Raw genomic sequence first — 21,631 nt, forward strand, 5'->3', positions numbered from 1 at the left:
CGCAGGCTACGCCAACGCATACAGCACCCTACGCAACCCGCTTTTCACAAGAGCTTTGGTTCAGGAATCTACTCCCTAAAAATTGAAAAAATTATTAAGAAATAAATTTTGGGGACTACTTGCAAGTCAGTGTGGTATAAAATGATATTAAATTTGAATGCCAATATTATGAATACCAGTAGCAGAGAGAGTAAAGCTTCGATGAATCAACGTAGAAAAAATTCTTACAATTCAGTATTTTACCTGATACTGCTATTGCTGCTTTCTGGCTGTAGTAGTCTTTCCCCAAATCCCCAAATCCCCGTTCAAAATCCCAAAAATCCCAAAAATCCCCAAATACCCGGCATTCCCCTCCCCGGCATTCCCCTCCCCGGCATTCCCCTCCCCGGCATTCCCGGTAAAAATTTCAAAATTCCCGATATTCCCGATATTCCCATTCAACTTAAGGTAAAAATAGAAAATTCACTAAAAGCTATAGAAACTTTGGATAAAGGCATCAATACTCTAGGAACTCTAGGAGGATCTCTAGTAAGTGAATCTAGGAACTGGCAGAGCGTTTTGGAAAATACTCGAAAGGAGTTAACAGCGGATGTAAAGTCCACTATCAGAAACGAAATTACTAACCTTATCGACACCGGAATTGCTAGCGTCGGTGAAGAAGGTCGCTGTAATGCTGACTTTGTAGGTCAAAGATCGCGCCATGCGTTAATTGGCATAAGAAACAATCTAGCAAAGGAAGTAAATGATCTGGTAAAGAAAGAGATAGTGCCTCTCAAACCTGTTGAAACTGTAGAACCTGCTATATGCAAAGTGATTCCTGATTCTGTTGATTTAGCTGAGGTTGACACCAATAAGTTGAAAGAACTTAAGTTCATTGGATACGACTTTAACCCATCCTCAATTAAGGTTTTGTTGAAAAAGAGCGATCAAAGTGAAGTTGATGTAAGCGACCCTTTAGACACACCAACTAAATACCGCTTAACCTTAAACCTCAGTCGAGCTAATGGAGTACAACTACGGCCTACTAGCAATAAACTAATTGTCAAGGCGAATGGTAGCATAATATCAACTATTAGCATCATTCAGCCTGAGTATAATATAGGCTTAACGGATGATATTTGGGCTGACATTTATGCAGGGCGTATTGAAACGGCTAAAGCTATCATTCTAAATAAAATTTCCTGGCAAGATGGTCAACGTAACTGTCCCAATGTCAGGTACGATGAAATTGCCCAAGTCCGGAAAAAAGTAGATGGGGCAGGGGACTTTTGTCTTCAAAGAGTCAGAGGCGATATAAATGCTGGTAACGTTTCGACTTCAAACGCAATTTTGCAAGGAGTTATTTCATGGCAGAATGCTCAATCTCAATGTCGCTTTATGTTGGAAGAAGAAAAAGACAGAGTGAGACAAGAACCAGGACTTGGAGCTTCAGGTTTTTGTAGGTAATAGCTTCTGACAGAATTTAGATACAAAGTAAATACACCACAAATGTAACGTCTATCGGGAGGTTTCATTCTCACACAACAAGGATTTAACCTTATTTCTCTGATTAAGACTTTGTAGAGACGTTGTATGCCACGTCTCTACAAAATGGGTTCTACTTACCGACTATTCTACCCCTTCAATCCGATCCTCAACCTCCTGATACAACTCTCTTAACATTTGCAAATTACTCTCACTCGTCTCCCAATAACCGCGACCATTTACTTCCAACAAAGTCGAAACAACTTTGCGGAAAGAATGAGGATTCAAATTCATCAAACGATTCCGCATTTCCTCATCCTGAATAAACGTGCTGTTAGTATCCTCGTAAATCCAGTTATCCACAGCACCAGCAGTCGCACTCCAACCCATCGTATTTACTAACCGTTTGGAGAGTTCCCGCACGCCTTCATAACCGTGAGAAAGCATACCCTCATACCACTTGGGATTGAGTAGTTTGGTACGCGCATCTAAACGGACGGTTTCTGATAGCGATCGCACCTGTGCATTCGCGGTGGTAGTATCAGCAATATACGAAGCTGGGGTTTTGCCATCGCCGCGCAAAGTGGCTACCACTTTGGTAGGATCGGAGTCGAAATAGTGGGAAACATCCGTTAAACTAATCTCGGAAGAATCGAGATTTTGGAACGTCACATCAGCAGATTTCAGTGCAGTTTCAAAAATCTTCCGTGACTGTTCCATCGTTCCGGGACTATCCGATGTGAAAGCAAAAGATTTGCGAGTTAAGTACATTTCCTGTAACTCAGCTTCGCTATCCCAAGTGCTATTCTCTACCGCCAAATTGATGTTAGAAGAATAGGAACCAGAAGCATTAGAGAACACGCGAGTAGCAGCTTGCCGCAAATTAATTCCCATTTCAGCAGCTTGTTCTAAAGCGTGTTTGCGAACAAAGTTCATTTCCAATGGTTCCTCTGCTTCCGCCGCCATCTTGACAGCTTGGTCGAGTAAGTTCATCTGATTAATGAACAAATCCCGGAAAACTCCCGAACAGTTAATCACCACATCAATCCGAGGACGACCTAATTCTGCTAAAGAAAGTAGTTCCAATTTGTTCACTCGTCCCAAAGCATCGGGTACGGGTTTTACACCTACCATCCACATAATTTGCGCGAGTGATTCGCCGTAGGTTTTGATGTTATCTGTTCCCCAGAGAACGGATGCGATCGTTTCCGGCCAATGGCCAGTTTCTTGACGTTGCCGATCGAGCAATCGATCGACTACAATTTTGGCAGATGCCACTGCTGCTGCCGTGGGAATTGATTGGGGATCTAAGGCGTGAATGTTCTTACCAGTTGGCAATACATCCGGGTTGCGAATCGGGTCGCCACCTGGCCCAGGGAGAACATATTCGCCTTCCAAAGCTTTCAACAAAGCGCCTAATTCATTATCGGCACAAACTTGTTTGAGGCAGAATTCCAAATACTCAAATAGCGGTTTGATTGCTTCTTGATCGACTTTGGCAAATCCAGATTCTTGTAATGCTTCAATCCAAGGTTCCTTCTTACCCATGTTGAAGAAGTTGAGCTTGGAAACGAGGGAAACTCGACCATCGGCGTCGGTTTGTTCTTTGACTAATGCGCTAACAGCAGCGCGGTTAGCTAGGGTGATGTCTTGTAATAGTTGGACATCTTCTAAAACGCCTAGATTGTTGTTACGATAAATTTCGTCAATGTCGCGATTAATGCTATTAGCAATAATCCGAGGTAAACCGAGAAGTTCATCCTCTTTGCGATCGAGACTGGCAATATTCACCAAAGTTGCGATCGCTTCTTCTGCACTCGGCGGTTTCCCAATCACGTGCAAACCACAAGGTAATAACCGCGATTCAATTTCCATCAACCGCCGATAGACTGAACCGACGATATTATCCCGTTCTTCCGCAGTTAAATCTCTGGCATCTTTATCCGAAAAATCGATATCTTTATCCAGATTGACCAACCGGCATTTATCCACGATCGTATTCACAATTGAAACGCCGCGTCCGGTATCTTTCAAAGTTTGATAAGAAGCAATTAATTCGCTTAGTTCTTTCAAACCTTTGTAGAGTCCGGCATTTTCTGCTGGTGGTGTCAGATAGCTGATCGTTTCGGCATAACTGCGACGCTTGGCAATTGTGGCTTCGCTGGGATTATTTGCCGCATAGTAATAGAGGTTGGGAATTTTGCCAATCAGGGAATCAGGATAACATTCTACTGACATTCCCATCTGTTTTCCTGGCATGAATTCCAGACTACCATGAGTACCGAAATGCAGCACGGCGTCAGCTTGCCAAATTTGTTCTAAATAGGTATAGTAGGCGGCAAAACCGTGATGGGGACTGGCGGAACGGGAGAACAACAATCGCATCGGGTCGCCTTCATAACCAAATGTTGGTTGAACGCCGATGAAAACGTTACCGAAATGTTTGCCGTAAATTAGTAAGTTTTGTCCGTCGCTGTTAAGATGACCGGGTGGTTTTCCCCAATTTTCTTCTAACCTTGTCGAGTAGGGAGTTAATTCTTCGTACTCCGGTACTGACATTTTGTAGGCGATGTTCAGTTCTGGTGTGCTGTACTGTGCTTGAGCATCGTGGATGACTTCTTGCATCAGTTTTTCGGCTGATTCTGGTAGTTCTGGCAGGTCGTAACCGTTGTTTTTGAGGGCTTTCATTACTTGATAAATTGAGCCAAAAACATCGAGATACGCTGCTGTACCGACGTTGCCTTTATCTGGTGGAAAGCTGAATACTGTTATGGCAACTTTTTTATCGAGTTTGGGTTTACGACGCAGGTTAGCCCATTTTAGGGCGCGTTGGGCGATCGCTTCAATCCGATCTTGCAGCGCGATCGCTTTTCCCGTCGCTCCATCCCGACCCGATAGTATAATTGGTTCGATCGCACCATCCAATTCAGGAATCGCAATCTGTAACGCCACTTGAATCGGGTGCAGTCCCAAATCGCTATCTTGCCATTCTTCAGTAGTTTGGAACACCAAAGGCAAAGCTACCATATAAGGACGATTCAACCGTTTTAGGGTATCAATTGCCTTCGGATGATCTTGCCTTGCTGGGCCACCAACTAGGGCAAAGCCAGTCAGTGAAACTACTATATCTACGATTGTTGTTTTGCTAGCTGCATCGTAGAAATACGCATCCACAGGTTTGGAAAAGTCCAACCCCCCGGCAAATACGCAAATTACCCTTGCCCCCATCGCTTCTAATTCCTGTACCATCGCCACATAGTGTGCATCGTCGCGGGTGACGAGGTGGGTGCGTTGCAGCACCAAACCAACACAGGGTGCTAAGGGGTCTTTTAAATCTTCTGGGATCTCGTTGCGGCTGTTGTACCAGTTGAAGTATTCCTTGATATCCTCGAACATATTGGGAGCCAAGGGATGCCAAATACCCATGTCGGGATAGGTGACTGGATCTTGGAACTGGACTTTATGCTGTCCTTTAAAGACATATTTGTCCGCCAGCATCAACATGAAGTTTTCCAAGTTCTCGGAGGAACCGCCTAACCAATATTGGAAACTGAGCATGAAGTTGCGGGCATCCTGGGCTTTGTCCATCGGTAGGTATTTGAGGACTTTTGGCAAGGTTTGCAGCAGTTTCAGCATCCCGTCTTGGAAACCAGCACCAGATTTTTCCTTGCGTTTCCGCATGAATTGTGCTATGACACTCTTGGACTGGCCCAACTGCGCCATCGAGAAGCTACCCATCTTGTTCAGGCGCATTACCTGGGGCATTGATGGGAAGACTACCGCAACGTCGAGTTTGTCCCGCAAGGGTTCCACAACGGCAACTACCTTGTCTGCTAAGTCTTCAATGAAGATCAGCGAAGCAATAAAAATGTTGGCTTTGGCGACATCCCGCTTAAAGTCCGCGTAGTTCTCAGGATCTCTGAGTTCTTCTAGCAGATAACCGCTAATTTCGATCGCAATGTTTTGATTATTTTGGTTTATCGAGCGAACCGCTGCTGATAAAGCACTCTGATATTGCGGCTCTAGCACGACATAGACCACCTTAATTAGCGATCGCCCCGTTAGGTTATCTGGCGCAATGTGTCGAATGGTGGACTTGACGTGGGTGAACATTCAGTTAGGCTCCTTAGTGATGCGTTAGCATTCATCAGTCATCGGTCAGCTCATCCAAAGGCTGTTGGACATTGGGTATAATACCTAACACCCAACACCTAAAACCCCAGAGTCGCTGAAAGCGTCGATCCTGGTGCTGATTTTTCTCGTTGATATGTTGTTTTACCAGAAAAGGCTTACTATATGCGGGTTTTGGCCCCGATCTGACACAATTTGATAAAAAATTCGCAATATTTTTTTACAATAATTGACAAAAGCATGATTCTGTACTTAACTTATAAGTAGATTAATTTTAAATTTTTTAAAGCGATGGCATTAAGATTTGATTTCTTTGACGAAGCTTACTACCTGAGCAGTTATCCAGATATAAACGCAGGTGTAAATACTTCCCAAGGATTCCTTTCGGGCTTACAACACTTCGAGAGATACGGTAGATTTGAAGGTCGGGTTTTAGCGTCACCATATTATAACGAAGATTTGTACTTGACAAAATACCCAGATGTGGCGGCAGCCGTGCAATCTGGAGTTTTCACATCAGGGATTCAACACTTCACGGAATTTGGTTATGATGAGCGACGCAGTGCAGATGTAGCAATTCCTGGTTCGGGAGACGTTTATTTAAGAAAATACCCCGATGTAGCGGCGGCAGTGGGAGTCGGAACCTACAAGTCTTGGTACGACCACTTTATTAAAGCTGGGAGGTTTGAAGGTCGTTCTCCAACTTATTTCAACGAGCAGGATTATATAATACTAAATCCTGATGTAGCCGAAGCTGTGCGAAACGGAAGCTTTACCTCTGGTTTCGATCACTATGTGCGTTTTGGGCAACGTGAAAACCGACTTGCTTTCTTCAGCGGTACTGGTGGTAGTGACGTTATCACCAGTTTTGGTGAAAGCCCAACTCAGCTAACTGGGGTTGATTATGAGACTCTGGCTTCAAGCCCATTTGATTATAGGATTAGAAGTAACGGGCGGGGCGAGATCGATACGCTCATTGGCAGCGAGGTAAGGGATGACTTCTTGCTAGGTCTCAGCACAGACGAAGTAGACATCTTCCAAATGAATTCAAATCCCATACAACTTTACGTAGGTGGACGTGCCGCTGACTATGCTTTCATTAGGAACTTCGCCAAAGGAGTTGACACAATTCAGTTAGTAGGTTCGATCGAAAATTATGCTCAAGAGGCTGCGAATGGAAATCTTAGCATCTTTACAAGAACAGACAGAGACTTAGTTGCGGTTGTGGAAGGGATAACAACTCCCCTGAGTTTGGAAAGTGCATACCCCGAAGGAGGCACTTTCCAAATCAGCTAGAAATTATAGACTCTAAGCTTAGCATCGCTGTTGCGTGCGGTAAGCTGTTGAAGACTTACCTTTTTTCGCTGTTACTATTGTTTGAGGTCACATCTGGTATGGATTTAGTTGCGATCGATCCCAGCGGGATTCTCTTACTCGGCTAGAAACCCAAATAGGATAGCTGGTAATATACTTGGTAAAGGGCAGCACCTACAAATAACCCAACAATAGGTTGAGAATTCTATCATACGCCCATCTCGGCGTACCTTACAATATATGTAGCTGGAGAGTAACATGAGTTTCGCTATCTTTAATGAAAGTTTCTACCTAGCAAGCTATCCCGATGTAAGATCTGCGGTTGAAGCTGGGGTTATTACCTCTGGTCTACAGCACTTTCAAGAGTCTGGTGTAAGAGAAGGTCGTACTTTAATATCTCCTTCCTTTGACGAAGCAACTTATTTAGCAAAATACAGCGATGTAGCAGCAGCTGTTAGTTCTGGACTTTTCAGTTCGGGGGTGCAACACTTCATCGACTTCGGAGAAGCAGAAGGTCGTTCTGGAGTTCCTTTGGGCGGCCCCGATCCCGTCACCTTTTTTAACGAAAAGGCTTATATAACAAACAACCTCGATGTGGCGGCAGCTGTTAGGCTGGGCACTAACAAGTCAGGTTTGGAACACTACCAACAAGTTGGACAATTGGAAGGACGAACGGGGTATTTTACTGCTTCCAACGCTAGTGATGTCGTCAGCGGCTTTGGTGCAAAAACTCAGATCTATGGAGTTGCTATCAGTAATGTCGTTGGAGATATTGGGAGTACTACATACGATATTAGAATTACTAGCAAGGGAGATGGTGAAATAGATACCCTGGTTGGTGGATCTGGAGAAGACCAATTTGTTCTGGGGGTTGGGCGTATTACAAGTAGCACCAGTCAAAATAACTTTCAATCGTTCTATCTAAATTCCAAGGATGTTGGCACTAACGATTACGCTATAATTCAGAATTTCGAGATGGGGAAAGATACCATAGTTCTGGGCGGCACACCAAATCAATACACTTTGGTGCCGAATGGTTTTGGAGGAGATTATCTGATTTATACATCTTCCAATAGCAATTTAGGCAAACAAAACGACTTGGTTGCTGTTGTGGAGGGAAATCCGAATTTAGGACTGTTGAACCCAGCGGATGCTGTCAAAAGTGGGTTTACTCTTTTGGGTTAGATTTTAGATTTTAGATTAGAAGAAAAACACAAGACAGGCCCGATCGCAAATCGTAGACCTGTCCTTTCTTTTAACCCAATCATCCCCGGTGCTTTCAACCAGGGGATGATGTCAATAAACAAACTCCAGTCTTAGACGGTAGCGAATATACCAGAAGTGATAGCGCTAGCCGACACACCCATCAGCATTGCTAATTGTTCGCCTGTGGAAGCAATGTTGACAACGGTATCTTGTCCAGAGGCGGAGATCGCCAACTGGTTAAATGTCATACCCATAGATAATTGCAGTCTGTCTTCAGCCACAGAGAAGTCAGTAATGTTAACTCCACCCATGCCCATTCCCAGTACAAACAAATCGCGACCGGCACCGCCACTGACCATATCCATGCCAGCAGCACCATCAATCACGTCGTCTCCAGCACCACCGTTGATGGTATCATTGCCAAAGCCACCTGTGATGACATCATCTCCAGCGCTACCTGTGAGCGTTTTACCGCCTAGAAAGCTAGCTGCTGTGCCAGCTGAAAGGGCTCTTCCTTCAGCGAAACCTCTGGTCAAATAGTGTTCAAATTGACTTCTTACTGTGCCTTGACTCACCGCAGCGGCTATATCGGGATTGTTGGCATCGTAAGTCTTGCTGTTGAACAGAAGACTGGGGTTACGACCCTCAAACATTCCAAACTCAACGAAATGTTCCAGAGAACTCTCGAATAAGCCTTGGCGAACGGCTGTTGCTACATCTGCGTTTTTGGCGTCATAATAGGTGGCGTCAAAGTTTTCGGCAATCAGATTATAGAGTCTGAAGGGATCGCGACCTTCAGCTAAACCAGATCCGAATAGGTGTGCCAGACTACTGCTAATAGTTCCTTGGCGAGTAGCTTGGGCGACATCTGCGTTTTGGAGTTCGTAAACTGCTTCTAACCCAGCCATCTGTCTAGCAAGTCCGCGCCCCTCTGCTATACCGATCTTGATGAAGTGATCGAAGGCGCTTGTGACAGTACCGCTAGCAACGGCAGCCGCCACATCTGGATTGTCTATGGCGTACTGGTCAAATAAAGCACTGGGGTTCCGTCCTTCTTGGTAACCGCTTTGAGCGAAGTGCCGGAAAGCACTGCTGAAAACACCACTATTAACCGCGCTGGCTACGTCGCCATTCATTTTGGCATAATAGGTGGGGTTGAACAGGGTTTCAGCGCCAAGGGTAGGTGGGGCACTTAATCTGGTAACTAGGGAACTATAGGTGTAGTTGTAGCGACCCGACGAAATATCGATCGGATCTGTTAACAGAACAATCTCGTTTCCGTAGGCATTCTGATTGATACCTGCGACATCGAGGCGCTGCAATGGATTACCATTCGTATCGGTCTGAGCCATGACATAGCGGGGATTATTCTGGCCTCCATCCCACGGCCACATCCGATCGTTCAGATTTTGTCCGTAGGGCAGCGGGGTTCCCGGTACAGGGTCTAGAGGGTTGCTTGTCGCATAGAAATCAGTCCCGTTATGGCCGTCAGCCTGCCATTCCGCCCACTTCCGGTCAATGTTGGAGTGGAGCATCCAGAACACCGGATCGTAGGGCGAAGAGGAGACGTTCATTGTCCCCAAGTATATTAAGGGATTGAACTCGCCTGGTGGTGGGACTGGGCTGCCAGCAACAAAATCATGAATTAAGTTGTGGCCGTAATAAATTAGGTTTTGGATGGGAAAGTCGTACTGAATGTTGCCATTCGCATCCCTGACCAATTCACCATTCTCAGAAAGGATCTTGATGTTCCCTTCCAAGGCGCTGATGAATAAACTGGGGTCATCCAGCTGCATATAAGCTTCAACTTCTTCTCTGGGGATCATGTTTCTTCCCCAAGGTTCGTTGTAGAGATAGCGTTTCAGGGCATCACCCCGACTCACAGAATCATCCATGTTGGAGTGGATTCTGGGGTCGAGGACGTAGCCATTCGCCTTAGTGAATGGCCCATCCATCACTTCGCCGCCGACAATGGTTTGGGTGCTGCCTGCATTTGGTACGAGTTCTTGATTCGGCGTTACCGTATAGTCGCCGCCGCTCCCGTTACCGCCCAGAAAATTGGGAGAGAACAAGACATCCAGGGTTCTGGGATCGGTGTAGTCCCAGTAGGGTACAGTGATGTTCGGATTTCCAGAAACTTGCTGCAATCCCTGTTCATAACGTGACAGCAGCTCGCGGTGCCAAGATGCGAAGGCAGGCGCAAAGTGAGCCGCGTTAATACCAGACATATCCAAAGGCCCTTCGCCCATCGTCTGTCCGGGCTTGAGGGGCATCCTGGCAAAGGCCATGATTTCAATGTGGAGCATCACAAACTCGTCCAGGATACTGATCGGCGATCCCGGACGGAATGTGTTTTTCATCTGCAGCACGGCGCTGGTGTAAGCGTTTTTCTCATCCTGCGTGAGGTCTAAAACGGCTTTCCGCACTGTTTTTTCGGGTGTGCTGATTGCCTGTTTTAGTGCTTCATATTGTCGAAATCCATCTCCATTTGCTTGCGCTACTGGCGGGCTACTTACCGGAGGCGATGACATCATGGGTGGGCTTACTGATGTTGTTGCGGGGTTATTTTCCATGTTGCCCATGTCCATTACTGGTGTTGTTGCTGGGGCATTATTTCCCATGTCCATCTCCATCATTTGCTCTTCCATACGATTTTTTAAGGGGGGTTAGGGGGGGATCTATTGTAACTACCAACTTCCGTTACTAGGGTAATTTTCACGATGCTTTACAATAACAAGTTTTTAGTGATGTTATTGTACCACTGTTTACCCTAGCCAAGATACAAATTAATTTCCTTAACATAAGGCGACAAATTAACAGTAAATTTGTCCGCTCCCGATGTTTACTCTGCTCTTGTCAGTCTGATTTCAAAACACAAAATTGATTATATCAGTAAATTCTGAATTTCCAGACCAAAATCAACTTTTTCTATCCTGTGGCACTTTAAAAACTACTTTTCCTACTTTTCCTACCTTCTCGACTTCAACAGAATAGAAAATTTTAGCGGATTTATCCTTAATTTAAGATTCACAAATCCAGGTAATAAAGCAACCGCCAGGGCGATTAAGCCAACTCCAACTGTTACATGAAGTCCATAATCCCTTACGGAGTAACCTTTTCCCTCTTCCCTCTTCCCTAGTCCCTAGCCCCTAGCCCCTAGTCCCTAGCTATAATGATATTTTCACTAGCATCTGCTCAATTACTCGGTAAATTTGGGACAAAATGGACAAAATTGGAAATCGCTAATTGTCTGAACTTAGGTCTTCCAGCAACCAATTGTAGGGTGCTTCCTCGGTAGCGTAAAACACAATTTTCACGATCGATCGCAGCGTGTTACGGCGAAAGCCTAACGAAACCCTACGAGCAGAGGTGCAAAATCTCAGTTTTAAAGTATTGTTTTGAATAGCAGTTAATCTCGATTCTTAGTGTGAGGTAAGACAGATGTTTTTAACCATAGCCAATTCAGCCTTTGACGATTTACCACTACAAGACGGCGGATATACCGTCGCACAACCAATACCAGGTTGGCAAGTATATGACCCATCGGGCCTGTTTACCGCACCAAACGTAGGTTCCAATTACGCCACCCTCAATCCTCAGACCCTCTCTTATGCTAACGAAGCATCGTTAGGCAACGTCAGCGCCAGTTATCTAGAAAATCCGATCGGCAGCGGTATAGCAGGTTTGTCCCAGACCCTCACAGATGTCTTAACAGTGGGGAACACCTACACATTGCGAGCGGAAATAGGCAATCCATTGCCAGACGCAGCCCTGGGAGCGGGTTTTCCAGGCTATGTAGTGCAACTGGTGGCCGGGGGAAAAATACTTGCCGAAGACCGCAATACCAGGGTGGTACCAGAAGGGGCATTTGTCACCTCCACCGTCAGCTACACCCCATTGACCAACGACCCCAGCTTGGGTCAACCGCTGGAAATTCGATTGCTCAATCCCTTGCTGGATATAGGTAGAGAAGTCGATTTCAATCAAATCAGCTTAGAAGCCAATCCTACCGTCGCTAACGGCGGGTTTGAAGAACCCGTTCTGGCGGATGGCGGCTATAGTTCCAGAACGGTGCCCGGTTGGCAAATATACGATCCATTCAACCTATTAGGTACCAACGCCAATTCTAACCTTGGTTCGCTCAATCCATCCGCAATGGCTTATCCCGGCCAAGCGACCGAAGGGAATAATGTTTTGGCTACTTATTTTGAAAACCCCACCGGCAGCGGTATCGCTGGGGTATCTCAGACGCTAGGACAAGCATTAAAAGCGAATACAACTTATCGTTTGAGCGTTGATATCGGTAATAATGCCTTAGACGGTGTGGATTTCCCAGGCTATGCAGTGCAACTGTTGGCAGGCAACCGGGTGATTGCCCAAGACGTTAACACAATCAGACCCGCGATCGGCACTTTTGCACCCGTCAGTGTCACATATACCTCATCTGCCAATGACGGCTACGTGGGTCAACCACTGCAAATCCGATTGCTCAATCTCCTACAGACACCAGGCCCAGAGGTCAATTTCGATAATGTCAGGTTAGACAGCTATGCTCCTGTTGCCAATGCAGGATTTGAAGATGTCTCAGTGGAGGACGGTACCTTTATCTCTTTCAATGTCCCTGGTTGGCAACTATATGACCCAAACAACCTTTTAACTATCAACCCGGATTCCTCTTACAGTACGCTTAATCCCAACCAAGTCTCTTATCCTGGGGAAGCGCCCGAAGGCAACAATGTCTTGGATACTTTTATAGAAAACCCACCCGGAAGCGGGCCGGTTGGGTTATCCCAGACACTCAATCGCGTACTGACGGCTGATACAACCTATAGTTTGGCAGTGAATGTCGGTAATGCCTTGGCCGACGAGTTCAGCGAACCGGGTTTCCCGGGCTATGCAGTGCAATTGTTGGCTGGCAGTAAGGTGATTGCCCAAGACAATTACTTTCCGCCTGCCGATCCCTTATTTGGTGCAGCCGATGAGGGGGTGTTTACCACCTCTACCGTAACCTATAGCGCACTTGCCAACGATGCAAACTTGGGTCAACCTCTGTCGATTCGATTGATCAATAAGGTGGCAGCCCCTGGTAAAGAAGTTAATTTCGATAATGTGCGGTTAACGGAAACCAAACTGCCGACCAATTTCTTTAACGAAGCGTACTACTTGCAAAATAACACCGATATCGCAGGGGCTGTGGGCGCTGGATTAATTGCTTCGGGTTTGGAGCATTTCAATCGCTTCGGTTTAAATGAAGGCCGGACAGAGGTGTCTCTATATTACGATGAGGCTTCTTACTTGCAACGGTACACAGATGTGGCCGGTGCTGTGGGCGTGGGAATTTATGCTTCTGGGTTGGATCATTTTCTGGAGATTGGCTACAATGAAGGACGCTACGGAGCGGGGGCAATAGCACAGACGGGCGATCGACAAGCAGATTATTTAGGAAGAAACACTGATGTCGCTCAGTATGTAACTGCGGGAATCTTCAAATCGGCCTATGACCACTTTGTTCAGTTTGGCACTTTTGAAGGTCGTTTTTTCTAAGCATCCTCATCGGATTTAAAGTTTAGCAAGCATTGCCCTTGACCCAAGACATTTCGTCTTGGGTTAAAAATTTATTTGGGAGTTACCACTTTCTTGAGTTTGGCACTTTTGAAGGTCTTTTTTTTGTAAACAATTAAATTTATTCGTGTTGCTGCACAATTTCCTTGATAATGAAGAACAATGAGTTAATTTTGATTTTAGTCTGAGGTTAGATAGATGAATCTGACAATTGTAAACCCAGGGTTTGAAAGTCCTGTCATTGAGCCCGATACGGTTGCTATTAACCAAACGCCCGGTTGGTCGTTATACAACCCATACAACGTTGTAGATGGTAACGACGACTCTAGTACTGCCACATTCCATGCTGCCGAACTGTACAAAGAACTTTTTTATCCTCAAGGAGTACCGGAAGGCAATAATGCCGTAGGTATTTTTCTGGTCAAACCACCGGGAAGCGGAGTAGTTGGGTTAACACAAAAACTGGAGTCAACACTGTTACAACCCAATACAACATACACTTTCAAATTCGATCTGGGCAATATCGCCCCCAGTGCGGATTTCCCCCTCATAGCTGGTTTCCCAGGCTATGCAGTGCAACTGCGGGCGGGCGATGAGGTGGTTGCCCAAACTGTGAACGAAGGGATTCCGCCTGACGGGACTTTTACACCCAGAATGTTTACCTATACTACTTCCGCCAACCCTCGGAATGTGGGTCAACCCCTGGAAATCCGATTGCTCAATCTTTTGCAGTTCCCAGGTGAAGATGTCAACTTCGATAATATTCGGTTAGAAGCAAATCCTGTTATTGCCAACGGTGGTTTTGAGGAGATGAGCAAACTCCCTCCTGGGTTATTTAACGAAGCATACTACTTGCAAAATAACCCGGATATAGCTGGGGCTGTGGGAGCTGGATTACTTTCTTCGGGATTAGAGCATTTCAATCTTAACGGTGTACATGAAGGCCGGACAGAGGTGTCGCTATATTACGATGAAGCTTCTTACTTACAAAGGTACACAGATGTGGCAGGTGCGGTGACAACAGGAGCTTTCTCATCTGGCTTAGAACACTTTGTCGAGTTTGGTTACTATGAAGGACGCTACGGAGCGGGAGCGACCGCACAGACGGAAGATCGACAAGCTGCTTATTTGGCGAGAAATGCCGATGTGGCTCAATATGTAACTGAGGGAATCTTCAAATCCGCCTACGACCACTTTATCCAGTTTGGCACTTTTGAAGGTCGGTTTTTCTAAACCCAGCCTTATAGTAACTCAAGTTGCTAGTTACTTGCTTTCTGGGTATGTAGTTGCGTTTTAGCGATCTTATCCTAGTTGTAATAAGAGCGCGGCATCGCAACTACGTACCTAATACCAACCTCAACTATATAACTAGCAACTTGCGTTACCACCACTATTGCAATCGTTCACAGAATATGATTGTGCAGCCAGCTGATATTCTGATTCTCTCCAATGGGCCTGGGGAGTTGGCAACTTGGGTGCGGCCAGTAGTGCGATCGCTTCGTCAACAATTAGGAGACGATCGCACTCTCTTACGCATTTCGATCGTGCTATCCCCCTGTCCGAATGGGAGTGGCAAAGAGGTGGAAATTGCCCAAAGCTATCCAGAAGTCGATCGCGTCCAAGGGCCAGAACATTTCTTTCGGTTTTTGCTGTGGGGTAAGACTGCCGAAAATTGGGACTGGCGACAAAAAGGTGCAGTTCTCTTTTTAGGCGGCGATCAATTTTTTACCGTGCTAATTGGCAAACGTTTAGACTATAATACCATAGTCTACGCAGAATGGCAAGCCCGTTGGCACAATTGGATTGACAAATTTGGGGTGATGAAACCTGAAATTGTTGCCCATACCCATCATAAATACGCTCATAAATTTACCGTCGTCGGCGATTTAATGGCAGAGGTACAAAGCGAACCTCAATATAAAATCCAAAATCCAAAATCTAAAATCGAATCGATTGGATTGCTGCCCGGATCTAAACCTGCTAAATTACTTCAAGGACTGCCTTTGGTATTGGCGATCGCAGAACAGATCCACAGATTGCGTCCCCAAACTCGTTTCGTAATTCCCGTTGCGCCAACTTTAGATATCCAAAAATTAGCTTGTTTTGCAAATCCCCAACAAAATCCCCTGATTGGGCAACTGGGATGGGGAAGTGCAGAATTGGTCAGTCCGCCTCACCCAGAACCTCCTTTTCTTAAAACAAATAGCGGTTTGCACGTAGAATTATTTACACAATCCCCTGCATATCAATTGTTATCCCAATGTTCTATTTGCCTGACTACCGTGGGAGCGAATACAGCTGAATTGGGCGCTTTAGCAGTGCCGATGATTGTGTTGATTCCCACTCAGCAACTGGATGCAATGCGAAGTTGGGATGGTTTGCCAGGATTACTTGCCAATTTACCGGGATTTGGTTCTATCTTTGCTAAAATCATTAACTGGTTGGTATTGAGACAGAAGCGGTTATTTGCATGGCCGAATATTTGGGCTAAGGCCGAAATTGTACCAGAAATTGTGGGGAAGTTGCAACCTTCAGATGTGGTAGACTTAGTTATAGATTTTTTGAATAATCCTGAAAAGTTAGACCAAATGCGCGATCGCCTCCGCAGTGTTCGCGGTGAAGCAGGTGCAGCACAAAAACTAGCTCATTTGGTACAAGAAGAACTTTATAAATTTGAGGATTTAGATGGCTAAAACGTGAAATAATAACGTGAAGTGAGCGAATTTAATTGCTGCAAGCACTTCGATCGAAATTTTGTAACCAATATTCTATTAACTCGGAAAAAAACATGAGCCAAAAAGATATTTACGTCGTACTGGGAGCAACGGGCCAAACCGGAGGAGCAGTAGCAAACACTTTAATCGAACACGGCGCATCTGTGCGCGTTGTAGTCAGAAACGCTAGCAAAGGGGAGATTTGGGCTCAGCGCGGTGCAGAGGTAGCTGTCGCCGATGTTACTGATGTGGGTGCGATGACCCAGGCGTTTTCGGGTGCCAAAGGCGCTTATCTTCTCAATCCTCCAGACTACCAAGCGGATGATATGTTCGCTGTAGCCGACAACGTAGGTGCAGCATTGCAAGAAGCGGTACAGAATGCCGGACTGTCCAAACTTGTGGTGCTTTCTTCGGTAGGTGCCCATCTTCCAGAGGGAACTGGTAACATCCGCACCACCTGGATATTTGAGCAACGCTTCCGACAGATCGATTTGCCGATCGCCTTTGTTCGCTGTGCCTACTTTATGGAGAATTGGGCATCTGTGGCAAGTGTAGCCGCCAGCGAGGGTGTGATGCCGAGCTTTCTTTCTCCGCTAGACCGTGCGATCCCAATGGTTGCAGCGGCGGATATTGGCCGTGTCTGTGCAGAATCGCTGCTGGAAACATGGAGCGGTATCAGAACGCTCGAACTTCAAGGCCCGCAGTCCTATAGCCCAAACGACGTGGCGGCGGCATTCGCACAGGCGTTGGGTCGCCCTGTACAAGCGGTGGAAGTGCCCGAATCGGACTGGGCGCAGTTGCTGGCACAATTTGGCAATAGCCCAGGTGCGATCGTCGGTTGGAGCGAGATGTTACGCGGTTTCAATACGGGACATATCGTCTTTGAAGATGAGGGAACAACCCATCTGAAAGGGCGCGTTACTATTGAAGATGCGATCGCTTCTTTCGTACCCCACAGCTAAGTAGGTGGCCATAATTAAGCGTAAAACTGCCAAGCCCTTAGAAACCGGGTTTCTCCAACAATACCTTCGCCATTTCTTTGCTTTGTTGGGTTTCGTGCCTCAACCCAACAAAGCAAAGCGCGTCCATTTTTCGGTTTGGCGAATTCATCCCTGTTTGACATAATTTTACCAACATTAGAAAGTAGCTCTACCGTAAATCAAAAAGCAACCGCCATTCACCAAAGCAGTAATTACTGCGCCGATAATCACTCCTTTCATCATTCCCCATCTTTGTTGTTTTTTGAGCCTTAAAACAACTGGAATTACATATAATAACTGAATTAAGGAAAAACCAAATGCTGCATATAACCAAAATACTAAAATAACGTAATCTGGTGTTTTATAAAATAAAACAAATCCTAAAATGAATATTGCTACTATTGCGATGGCGTGCATACCCAATAACAATAACATTCCATAGATTATGCCAAGAAATTCATTTCGTATTGCCATAATTTATCCTTTTATATTTGATTTTAGGTAAACTAAACTCATTGTAAGACATCAAATAAATTCCGTTTATTTTCTACGGTCGGTTACTAACCAACTGATACCCAGCACTTCCCTCGCGGTAGAACATATTGAAAGTATCAAATGGAATAATTCTCCCATCTGGATGTACAATATGAATACAAGACCGTTTCACCGAACGAACATCAAAGTTATATGGGTCGAGAAATTGCACAATCATCACCCGAAAAACATTCTCGTAGGTAATTCCTTCGGGAACTGGTAGCATGGGCAAACAGCACAATAGTTGTTTCAACGAAGTTGCAGAAGATTGGGGGGAATGACTGGTGGAAAATAGCTCGAAAATGTTGCGCTTCAGTTCTTCATTTTGCTCGTAAAGAACGCTATTTGGCATGATTTTGACAAATTCATCTGGATTGAGTAAACCAGTCAGCGGGATTACTTTTCCATTCAGTTTCAGCGCATACGCCATCGCCAAACAATCTGGATGGCAAGGCACAGGTAAAATATCTTCTGGTTTGAAATGAGAACTTTGTTGTAAAATAGAACGACGGACTTCCGTCAGCGTATATCTATCTCGCTTGGGATCGAAATCCTCCAAACGTCCCGCTGCTTGGATAGGTTGAAAAGTGACACCGCGCACGCATTTCTGCTGTAAGGCGTAGTCGATGATTTTGCCGATTTCCCCATCATTCAATCCTTTTTTCAGGGTGACGACTAGGGTGGTGGAGATGTTATACTCGTTGAGATGTGCGATCGCTTTTTCACGAACATCTCGCAAATCCGCACCTCGCAACTCTTTCAGCGCCGCCACCTCAAAGCTATCGAATTGCAGATACACTTCGATTCCCGGCATATACTGACTGAGACGATCGCAAAAACTCCTCTCCTTGGCAATGCGGATACCATTAGTATTGATCATCAAATGCTTGATGGGCTTACTTTTGACAAGATCCAGAATCTCAAAAAACTCAGGATGTACCGTAGGTTCCCCGCCACTAATCTGCACGATTTGAGGTTCTCCCTCATTTTCTACGATCGCATCCAACATCATTTCAATTTGTGCTAGACTACGATGGCGTCGCGGTTGTTGCGAAATTTGGGAAATTTCTTCCATTCCCGAATCAGCGTAGCAAATTGGACAGGATAAATTACACCGATCCGTTACCTCTACCAGCGTTAAACAGCTATGCTGTTCGTGATCTGGGCAAAGTCCACAGTCGTAGGGACATCCGTATTTTATCGGTGTATTGAATTTCAGCGGCATATCCCCAGGTTTAATGAATCCCAGGGATTGTTTATAATATTCGATATCATCCGCAATTAGCACTTCCTCATGCCCGTGGGTGCTACAATGTTTCACCAGGTAAACGCGATCGTCCCGAAAAATGATTTTCGCTTCTACCTTGACTAGACATTGAGAGCAAACGCTGTTCGTTAAAGCATAAAAAAGATACGATCTAGTAGGCATAGCAATTACGAAAGTTTACATATTTTGCTCGTCTGCGACTTGTCGCGAAATCAGATATTCTGCCAAGTCTAGCACCCCATCCACCAAAAAGCCGATCGTCCCAACATATAATAACGCTTTCATCATTTCATTCATCATGTTAGAATTATAGGCGTCCCAGATGAAAAAGCCGAGCCCTTGACTACCTGTCAAAAATTCTGCTGCGATTAGGGTGAACCAAGCTAACCTCATTCCCATTCTCAGCCCTGTAAATGTATGATGGATAGCGGATCTAAAGTTGTTGTCATTACGTCGGAATTCCTGTACACCCGTTCCAGTATTTACGATCATCTCCCAGATGGCGCTGAAGAAAATCAGGAAAAGGATGGCGTGTTGGTTATTTTTGAATCCTACCAAAGCAATCGGTAACAAGGCGATGGAAGGGATAGTCGCTGGGATATGACAAATTCTCTTAAATATCTGATAAATAACGTTGTTCATCCCAATCAACATTCCTATCGGAATTCCCAAGATGACTGCTGGGATGTAACCTTGGCACAATAATACCAGGCTGGCTAAGATTGATTGATATATACTTTGACTTTCTTCCACTTCTGACGATCTATTACACAATACTTGCCAATACTGCCATGATAATCCCAAAACTCATATCTCTAACCAACCAAGTCCGATCGCACTTTCACAACTATCTACATTTATATCCAAAAAATCCACATCTTCATCTTCATCTCTACTTATCTCTACTTCCAAACCTCTTCCTCTTCAAATCCCCCCACGATTTTTTTCTATCCTCTTGACGGCACTATTTTTTTATGTTACCTTAGTATTGACAAGTAAGAACTACAGTGCAATATTATGCTTCTCCCGATTCTTCCATACTACCTACAAACCTGAATCTCGTTATGAGCCCGCTCAAAAATCAGATTTCTAGGCAACTAGGCCCGATCGCAGTTTAACAACCATCTATATTTATCTGAGGCGGTGACAAACCGCGCTTTTTGTTATAGCGGTAATGGATAACTACAGAAAAAACCTTTTTCCCAATTCCCAAAAAGCTTAGTCTATCACCCTACTAACTATATCTACCAAAAATCCACATCTTCATCTGTGTTCATCTGTGGTTAAAAACCACTTAAACTTAGTCTTCAAATCCGGCAGCCATTTTCTTCTATTCCCTTGACAGGACTAATTTTTTATGTTAGACTAATCTTGACAAGGAAGAACTAGGTTGTAATATTTATTTTTGACAGATTCCTATTATATAAACATACATCAAACAGCCGTCCCTGTCTAGTACCTCCCGATCCCCCTTTTCAATGCGATTTTGCCGCAATTTTCAGACAATCCGAGACATCAGGTGCCCTACTAAGGCAACCTAGCTGAAATAGGAGTGAAAGAGAACATCTGGGGAATACTGCGGGAATAATACAAAAGTCCCAGCAAACAAGCAACCTGAATAGCAGTTAGCCCCAAAAATGGGTGAAAATCTGGCTTAATGAAATCGATCGACAAGCGAAAACCTAAATAAGCGATCGCGTAAAACTTAAACAAATCCCCTTCCTGACGAGAGTAGCGGCTGCGGATGAATAAAAATATCATTAAAATCAACAAAAATATAACTTCATACAACTGAGTGGGATGGCGAGGAATGCGATCGCCAAAATCGACACCCCAAGGTAAGCTAGTCGCAATACCATAAGTGCGATCGCTCAACCCCGTCAAAAAACAGCCAATCCGTCCCACAGCAGTCCCCACAATCAAAGGATAGACAAAAGCATCGCCAGTCGATCGCCTTACTCCGATCCACTTTTTCGTCAACTCAACCCCAATCAATCCCCCAAGCAAAGCACCGACTACAGTTTTCCCCTGCAATAAAAGTAAAAGAAAATTTTCCCAACTCTGCCAAACTACATCAATATGCTGTAGCAAAACCAGCACCTTAGCACCCACCAAAGCCCCAACCATCCCACCGACGATCACAGAACTGCGTTGCGGCGAAGAAATAGTATCTTGGCGAACATTACGCAGAACAAGTCGAAAAGCGATCGCATAAGCCAACGACTCAAATAAAATATGAGGATGAATCCGCCAAGAACCAAGCCACAAATAAACAGGAAAACTCATTCAATTTTAGATTTTAGATTTTAGATTTTGGATTGGGGAATTGGGCAAGAAAAATCAAAAGAAAATTAGTCAGTGGTCAGTTGTCAGTGGTCAGTTGTCAGTTGTCAGTTGTCAGTTGTCAGTGGTCAGTTGTCAGTGGTCAGTTGTCAGTGGTCAGTTGTCAGTGGTCAGTT

General features: G+C 45.0%; 13 protein-coding genes. 7 read left to right on the forward strand and 6 right to left on the reverse strand.

Going from position 1 to position 21,631, the window contains the following annotated elements; translation table 11 throughout:
• Nucleotides 1-201: 201 nt before the first annotated feature.
• Nucleotides 202-1,446 (forward strand): hypothetical protein, encoded by a 1,245-nt coding sequence (locus LAY57_RS01790; protein ID WP_249064575.1) that lies wholly within the window; start codon nt 202-204, stop codon nt 1,444-1,446.
• A gap of 162 nt (nt 1,447-1,608) precedes the next feature.
• On the opposite strand, the gene LAY57_RS01795 is transcribed toward LAY57_RS01790, so the two are convergent.
• A complete protein-coding gene (locus LAY57_RS01795) occupies nt 1,609-5,577 on the reverse strand; it encodes a magnesium chelatase subunit H (RefSeq protein ID WP_249064576.1) in 3,969 nt (1,322 codons plus the stop codon).
• A 309-nt stretch (nt 5,578-5,886) separates the two neighbouring features.
• On the opposite strand from LAY57_RS01795, the gene LAY57_RS01800 reads away from it, so the two are divergent.
• On the forward strand, nt 5,887-6,891 hold the full coding sequence (locus tag LAY57_RS01800) for a hypothetical protein (RefSeq protein WP_249064577.1): 1,005 nt from the start codon (nt 5,887-5,889) through the stop codon (nt 6,889-6,891).
• 276 nt (nt 6,892-7,167) lie between these two features.
• A complete protein-coding gene (locus LAY57_RS01805) occupies nt 7,168-8,094 on the forward strand; it encodes a hypothetical protein (RefSeq protein ID WP_249064578.1) in 927 nt (308 codons plus the stop codon).
• Nucleotides 8,095-8,225: 131 nt separating this feature from the next.
• On the opposite strand, the gene LAY57_RS01810 is transcribed toward LAY57_RS01805, so the two are convergent.
• Complete coding sequence (locus LAY57_RS01810; RefSeq protein WP_249064579.1) at nt 8,226-10,763, reverse strand: tyrosinase family protein; 2,538 nt, start codon at nt 10,761-10,763, stop codon at nt 8,226-8,228.
• A 793-nt stretch (nt 10,764-11,556) separates the two neighbouring features.
• Between LAY57_RS01810 and LAY57_RS01815 the strand changes: the two genes are divergently transcribed.
• The 4 genes from LAY57_RS01815 (at nt 11,557) to LAY57_RS01830 (ending at nt 17,353) form a co-directional block, all read left to right on the forward strand.
• Nucleotides 11,557-13,659: a hypothetical protein gene (locus LAY57_RS01815; protein WP_249064580.1), complete on the forward strand. Its 2,103-nt coding sequence runs from the start codon at nt 11,557-11,559 to the stop codon at nt 13,657-13,659.
• 216 nt (nt 13,660-13,875) lie between these two features.
• Nucleotides 13,876-14,910 carry a hypothetical protein gene (locus LAY57_RS01820; protein WP_249064581.1) on the forward strand — a complete coding sequence of 345 codons (1,035 nt, stop codon included), beginning with the start codon at nt 13,876-13,878 and terminating at the stop codon, nt 14,908-14,910.
• A 179-nt stretch (nt 14,911-15,089) separates the two neighbouring features.
• Nucleotides 15,090-16,370 carry a glycosyltransferase family protein gene (locus LAY57_RS01825; RefSeq protein ID WP_249064582.1) on the forward strand — a complete coding sequence of 427 codons (1,281 nt, stop codon included), beginning with the start codon at nt 15,090-15,092 and terminating at the stop codon, nt 16,368-16,370.
• Nucleotides 16,371-16,465: 95 nt separating this feature from the next.
• A complete protein-coding gene (locus LAY57_RS01830) occupies nt 16,466-17,353 on the forward strand; it encodes an NmrA family NAD(P)-binding protein (protein WP_249064583.1) in 888 nt (295 codons plus the stop codon).
• Nucleotides 17,354-17,527: 174 nt separating this feature from the next.
• Here the strand turns inward: LAY57_RS01830 and LAY57_RS01835 are convergent, their stop codons facing one another.
• From LAY57_RS01835 to LAY57_RS01850, 4 genes are all read right to left on the reverse strand, one after another.
• The gene (locus tag LAY57_RS01835; RefSeq protein ID WP_249064584.1) at nt 17,528-17,845 is read right to left on the reverse strand and encodes a hypothetical protein; all 318 of its coding nucleotides are present in this window, start codon (nt 17,843-17,845) and stop codon (nt 17,528-17,530) included.
• Nucleotides 17,846-17,918: 73 nt separating this feature from the next.
• Nucleotides 17,919-19,334 carry a radical SAM protein gene (locus tag LAY57_RS01840; protein WP_249064585.1) on the reverse strand — a complete coding sequence of 472 codons (1,416 nt, stop codon included), beginning with the start codon at nt 19,332-19,334 and terminating at the stop codon, nt 17,919-17,921.
• Nucleotides 19,335-19,349: 15 nt separating this feature from the next.
• The gene (locus tag LAY57_RS01845) at nt 19,350-19,976 is read right to left on the reverse strand and encodes an ABC transporter permease subunit (RefSeq protein WP_249064586.1); all 627 of its coding nucleotides are present in this window, start codon (nt 19,974-19,976) and stop codon (nt 19,350-19,352) included.
• Between the two features lie 723 nt (nt 19,977-20,699).
• Nucleotides 20,700-21,458 (reverse strand): prolipoprotein diacylglyceryl transferase, encoded by a 759-nt coding sequence (locus LAY57_RS01850; RefSeq protein WP_249064587.1) that lies wholly within the window; start codon nt 21,456-21,458, stop codon nt 20,700-20,702.
• Nucleotides 21,459-21,631 lie beyond the last annotated feature (173 nt).

Source organism: Argonema antarcticum A004/B2, assembly GCF_023333585.1.
GTDB lineage: Bacteria > Cyanobacteriota > Cyanobacteriia > Cyanobacteriales > Aerosakkonemataceae > Argonema > Argonema antarcticum.

Coding starts and splice junctions, on each gene's coding strand:
- LAY57_RS01790 (WP_249064575.1), top strand. CDS start 202: ATGAATCAACGTAGAAAAAATTCTTACAATTCAGTATTTTACCTGATA.
- LAY57_RS01795 (WP_249064576.1), bottom strand. CDS start 5,577: ATGTTCACCCACGTCAAGTCCACCATTCGACACATTGCGCCAGATAAC.
- LAY57_RS01800 (WP_249064577.1), top strand. CDS start 5,887: ATGGCATTAAGATTTGATTTCTTTGACGAAGCTTACTACCTGAGCAGT.
- LAY57_RS01805 (WP_249064578.1), top strand. CDS start 7,168: ATGAGTTTCGCTATCTTTAATGAAAGTTTCTACCTAGCAAGCTATCCC.
- LAY57_RS01810 (WP_249064579.1), bottom strand. CDS start 10,763: ATGGAAGAGCAAATGATGGAGATGGACATGGGAAATAATGCCCCAGCA.
- LAY57_RS01815 (WP_249064580.1), top strand. CDS start 11,557: ATGTTTTTAACCATAGCCAATTCAGCCTTTGACGATTTACCACTACAA.
- LAY57_RS01820 (WP_249064581.1), top strand. CDS start 13,876: ATGAATCTGACAATTGTAAACCCAGGGTTTGAAAGTCCTGTCATTGAG.
- LAY57_RS01825 (WP_249064582.1), top strand. CDS start 15,090: ATGATTGTGCAGCCAGCTGATATTCTGATTCTCTCCAATGGGCCTGGG.
- LAY57_RS01830 (WP_249064583.1), top strand. CDS start 16,466: ATGAGCCAAAAAGATATTTACGTCGTACTGGGAGCAACGGGCCAAACC.
- LAY57_RS01835 (WP_249064584.1), bottom strand. CDS start 17,845: ATGGCAATACGAAATGAATTTCTTGGCATAATCTATGGAATGTTATTG.
- LAY57_RS01840 (WP_249064585.1), bottom strand. CDS start 19,334: ATGCCTACTAGATCGTATCTTTTTTATGCTTTAACGAACAGCGTTTGC.
- LAY57_RS01850 (WP_249064587.1), bottom strand. CDS start 21,458: ATGAGTTTTCCTGTTTATTTGTGGCTTGGTTCTTGGCGGATTCATCCT.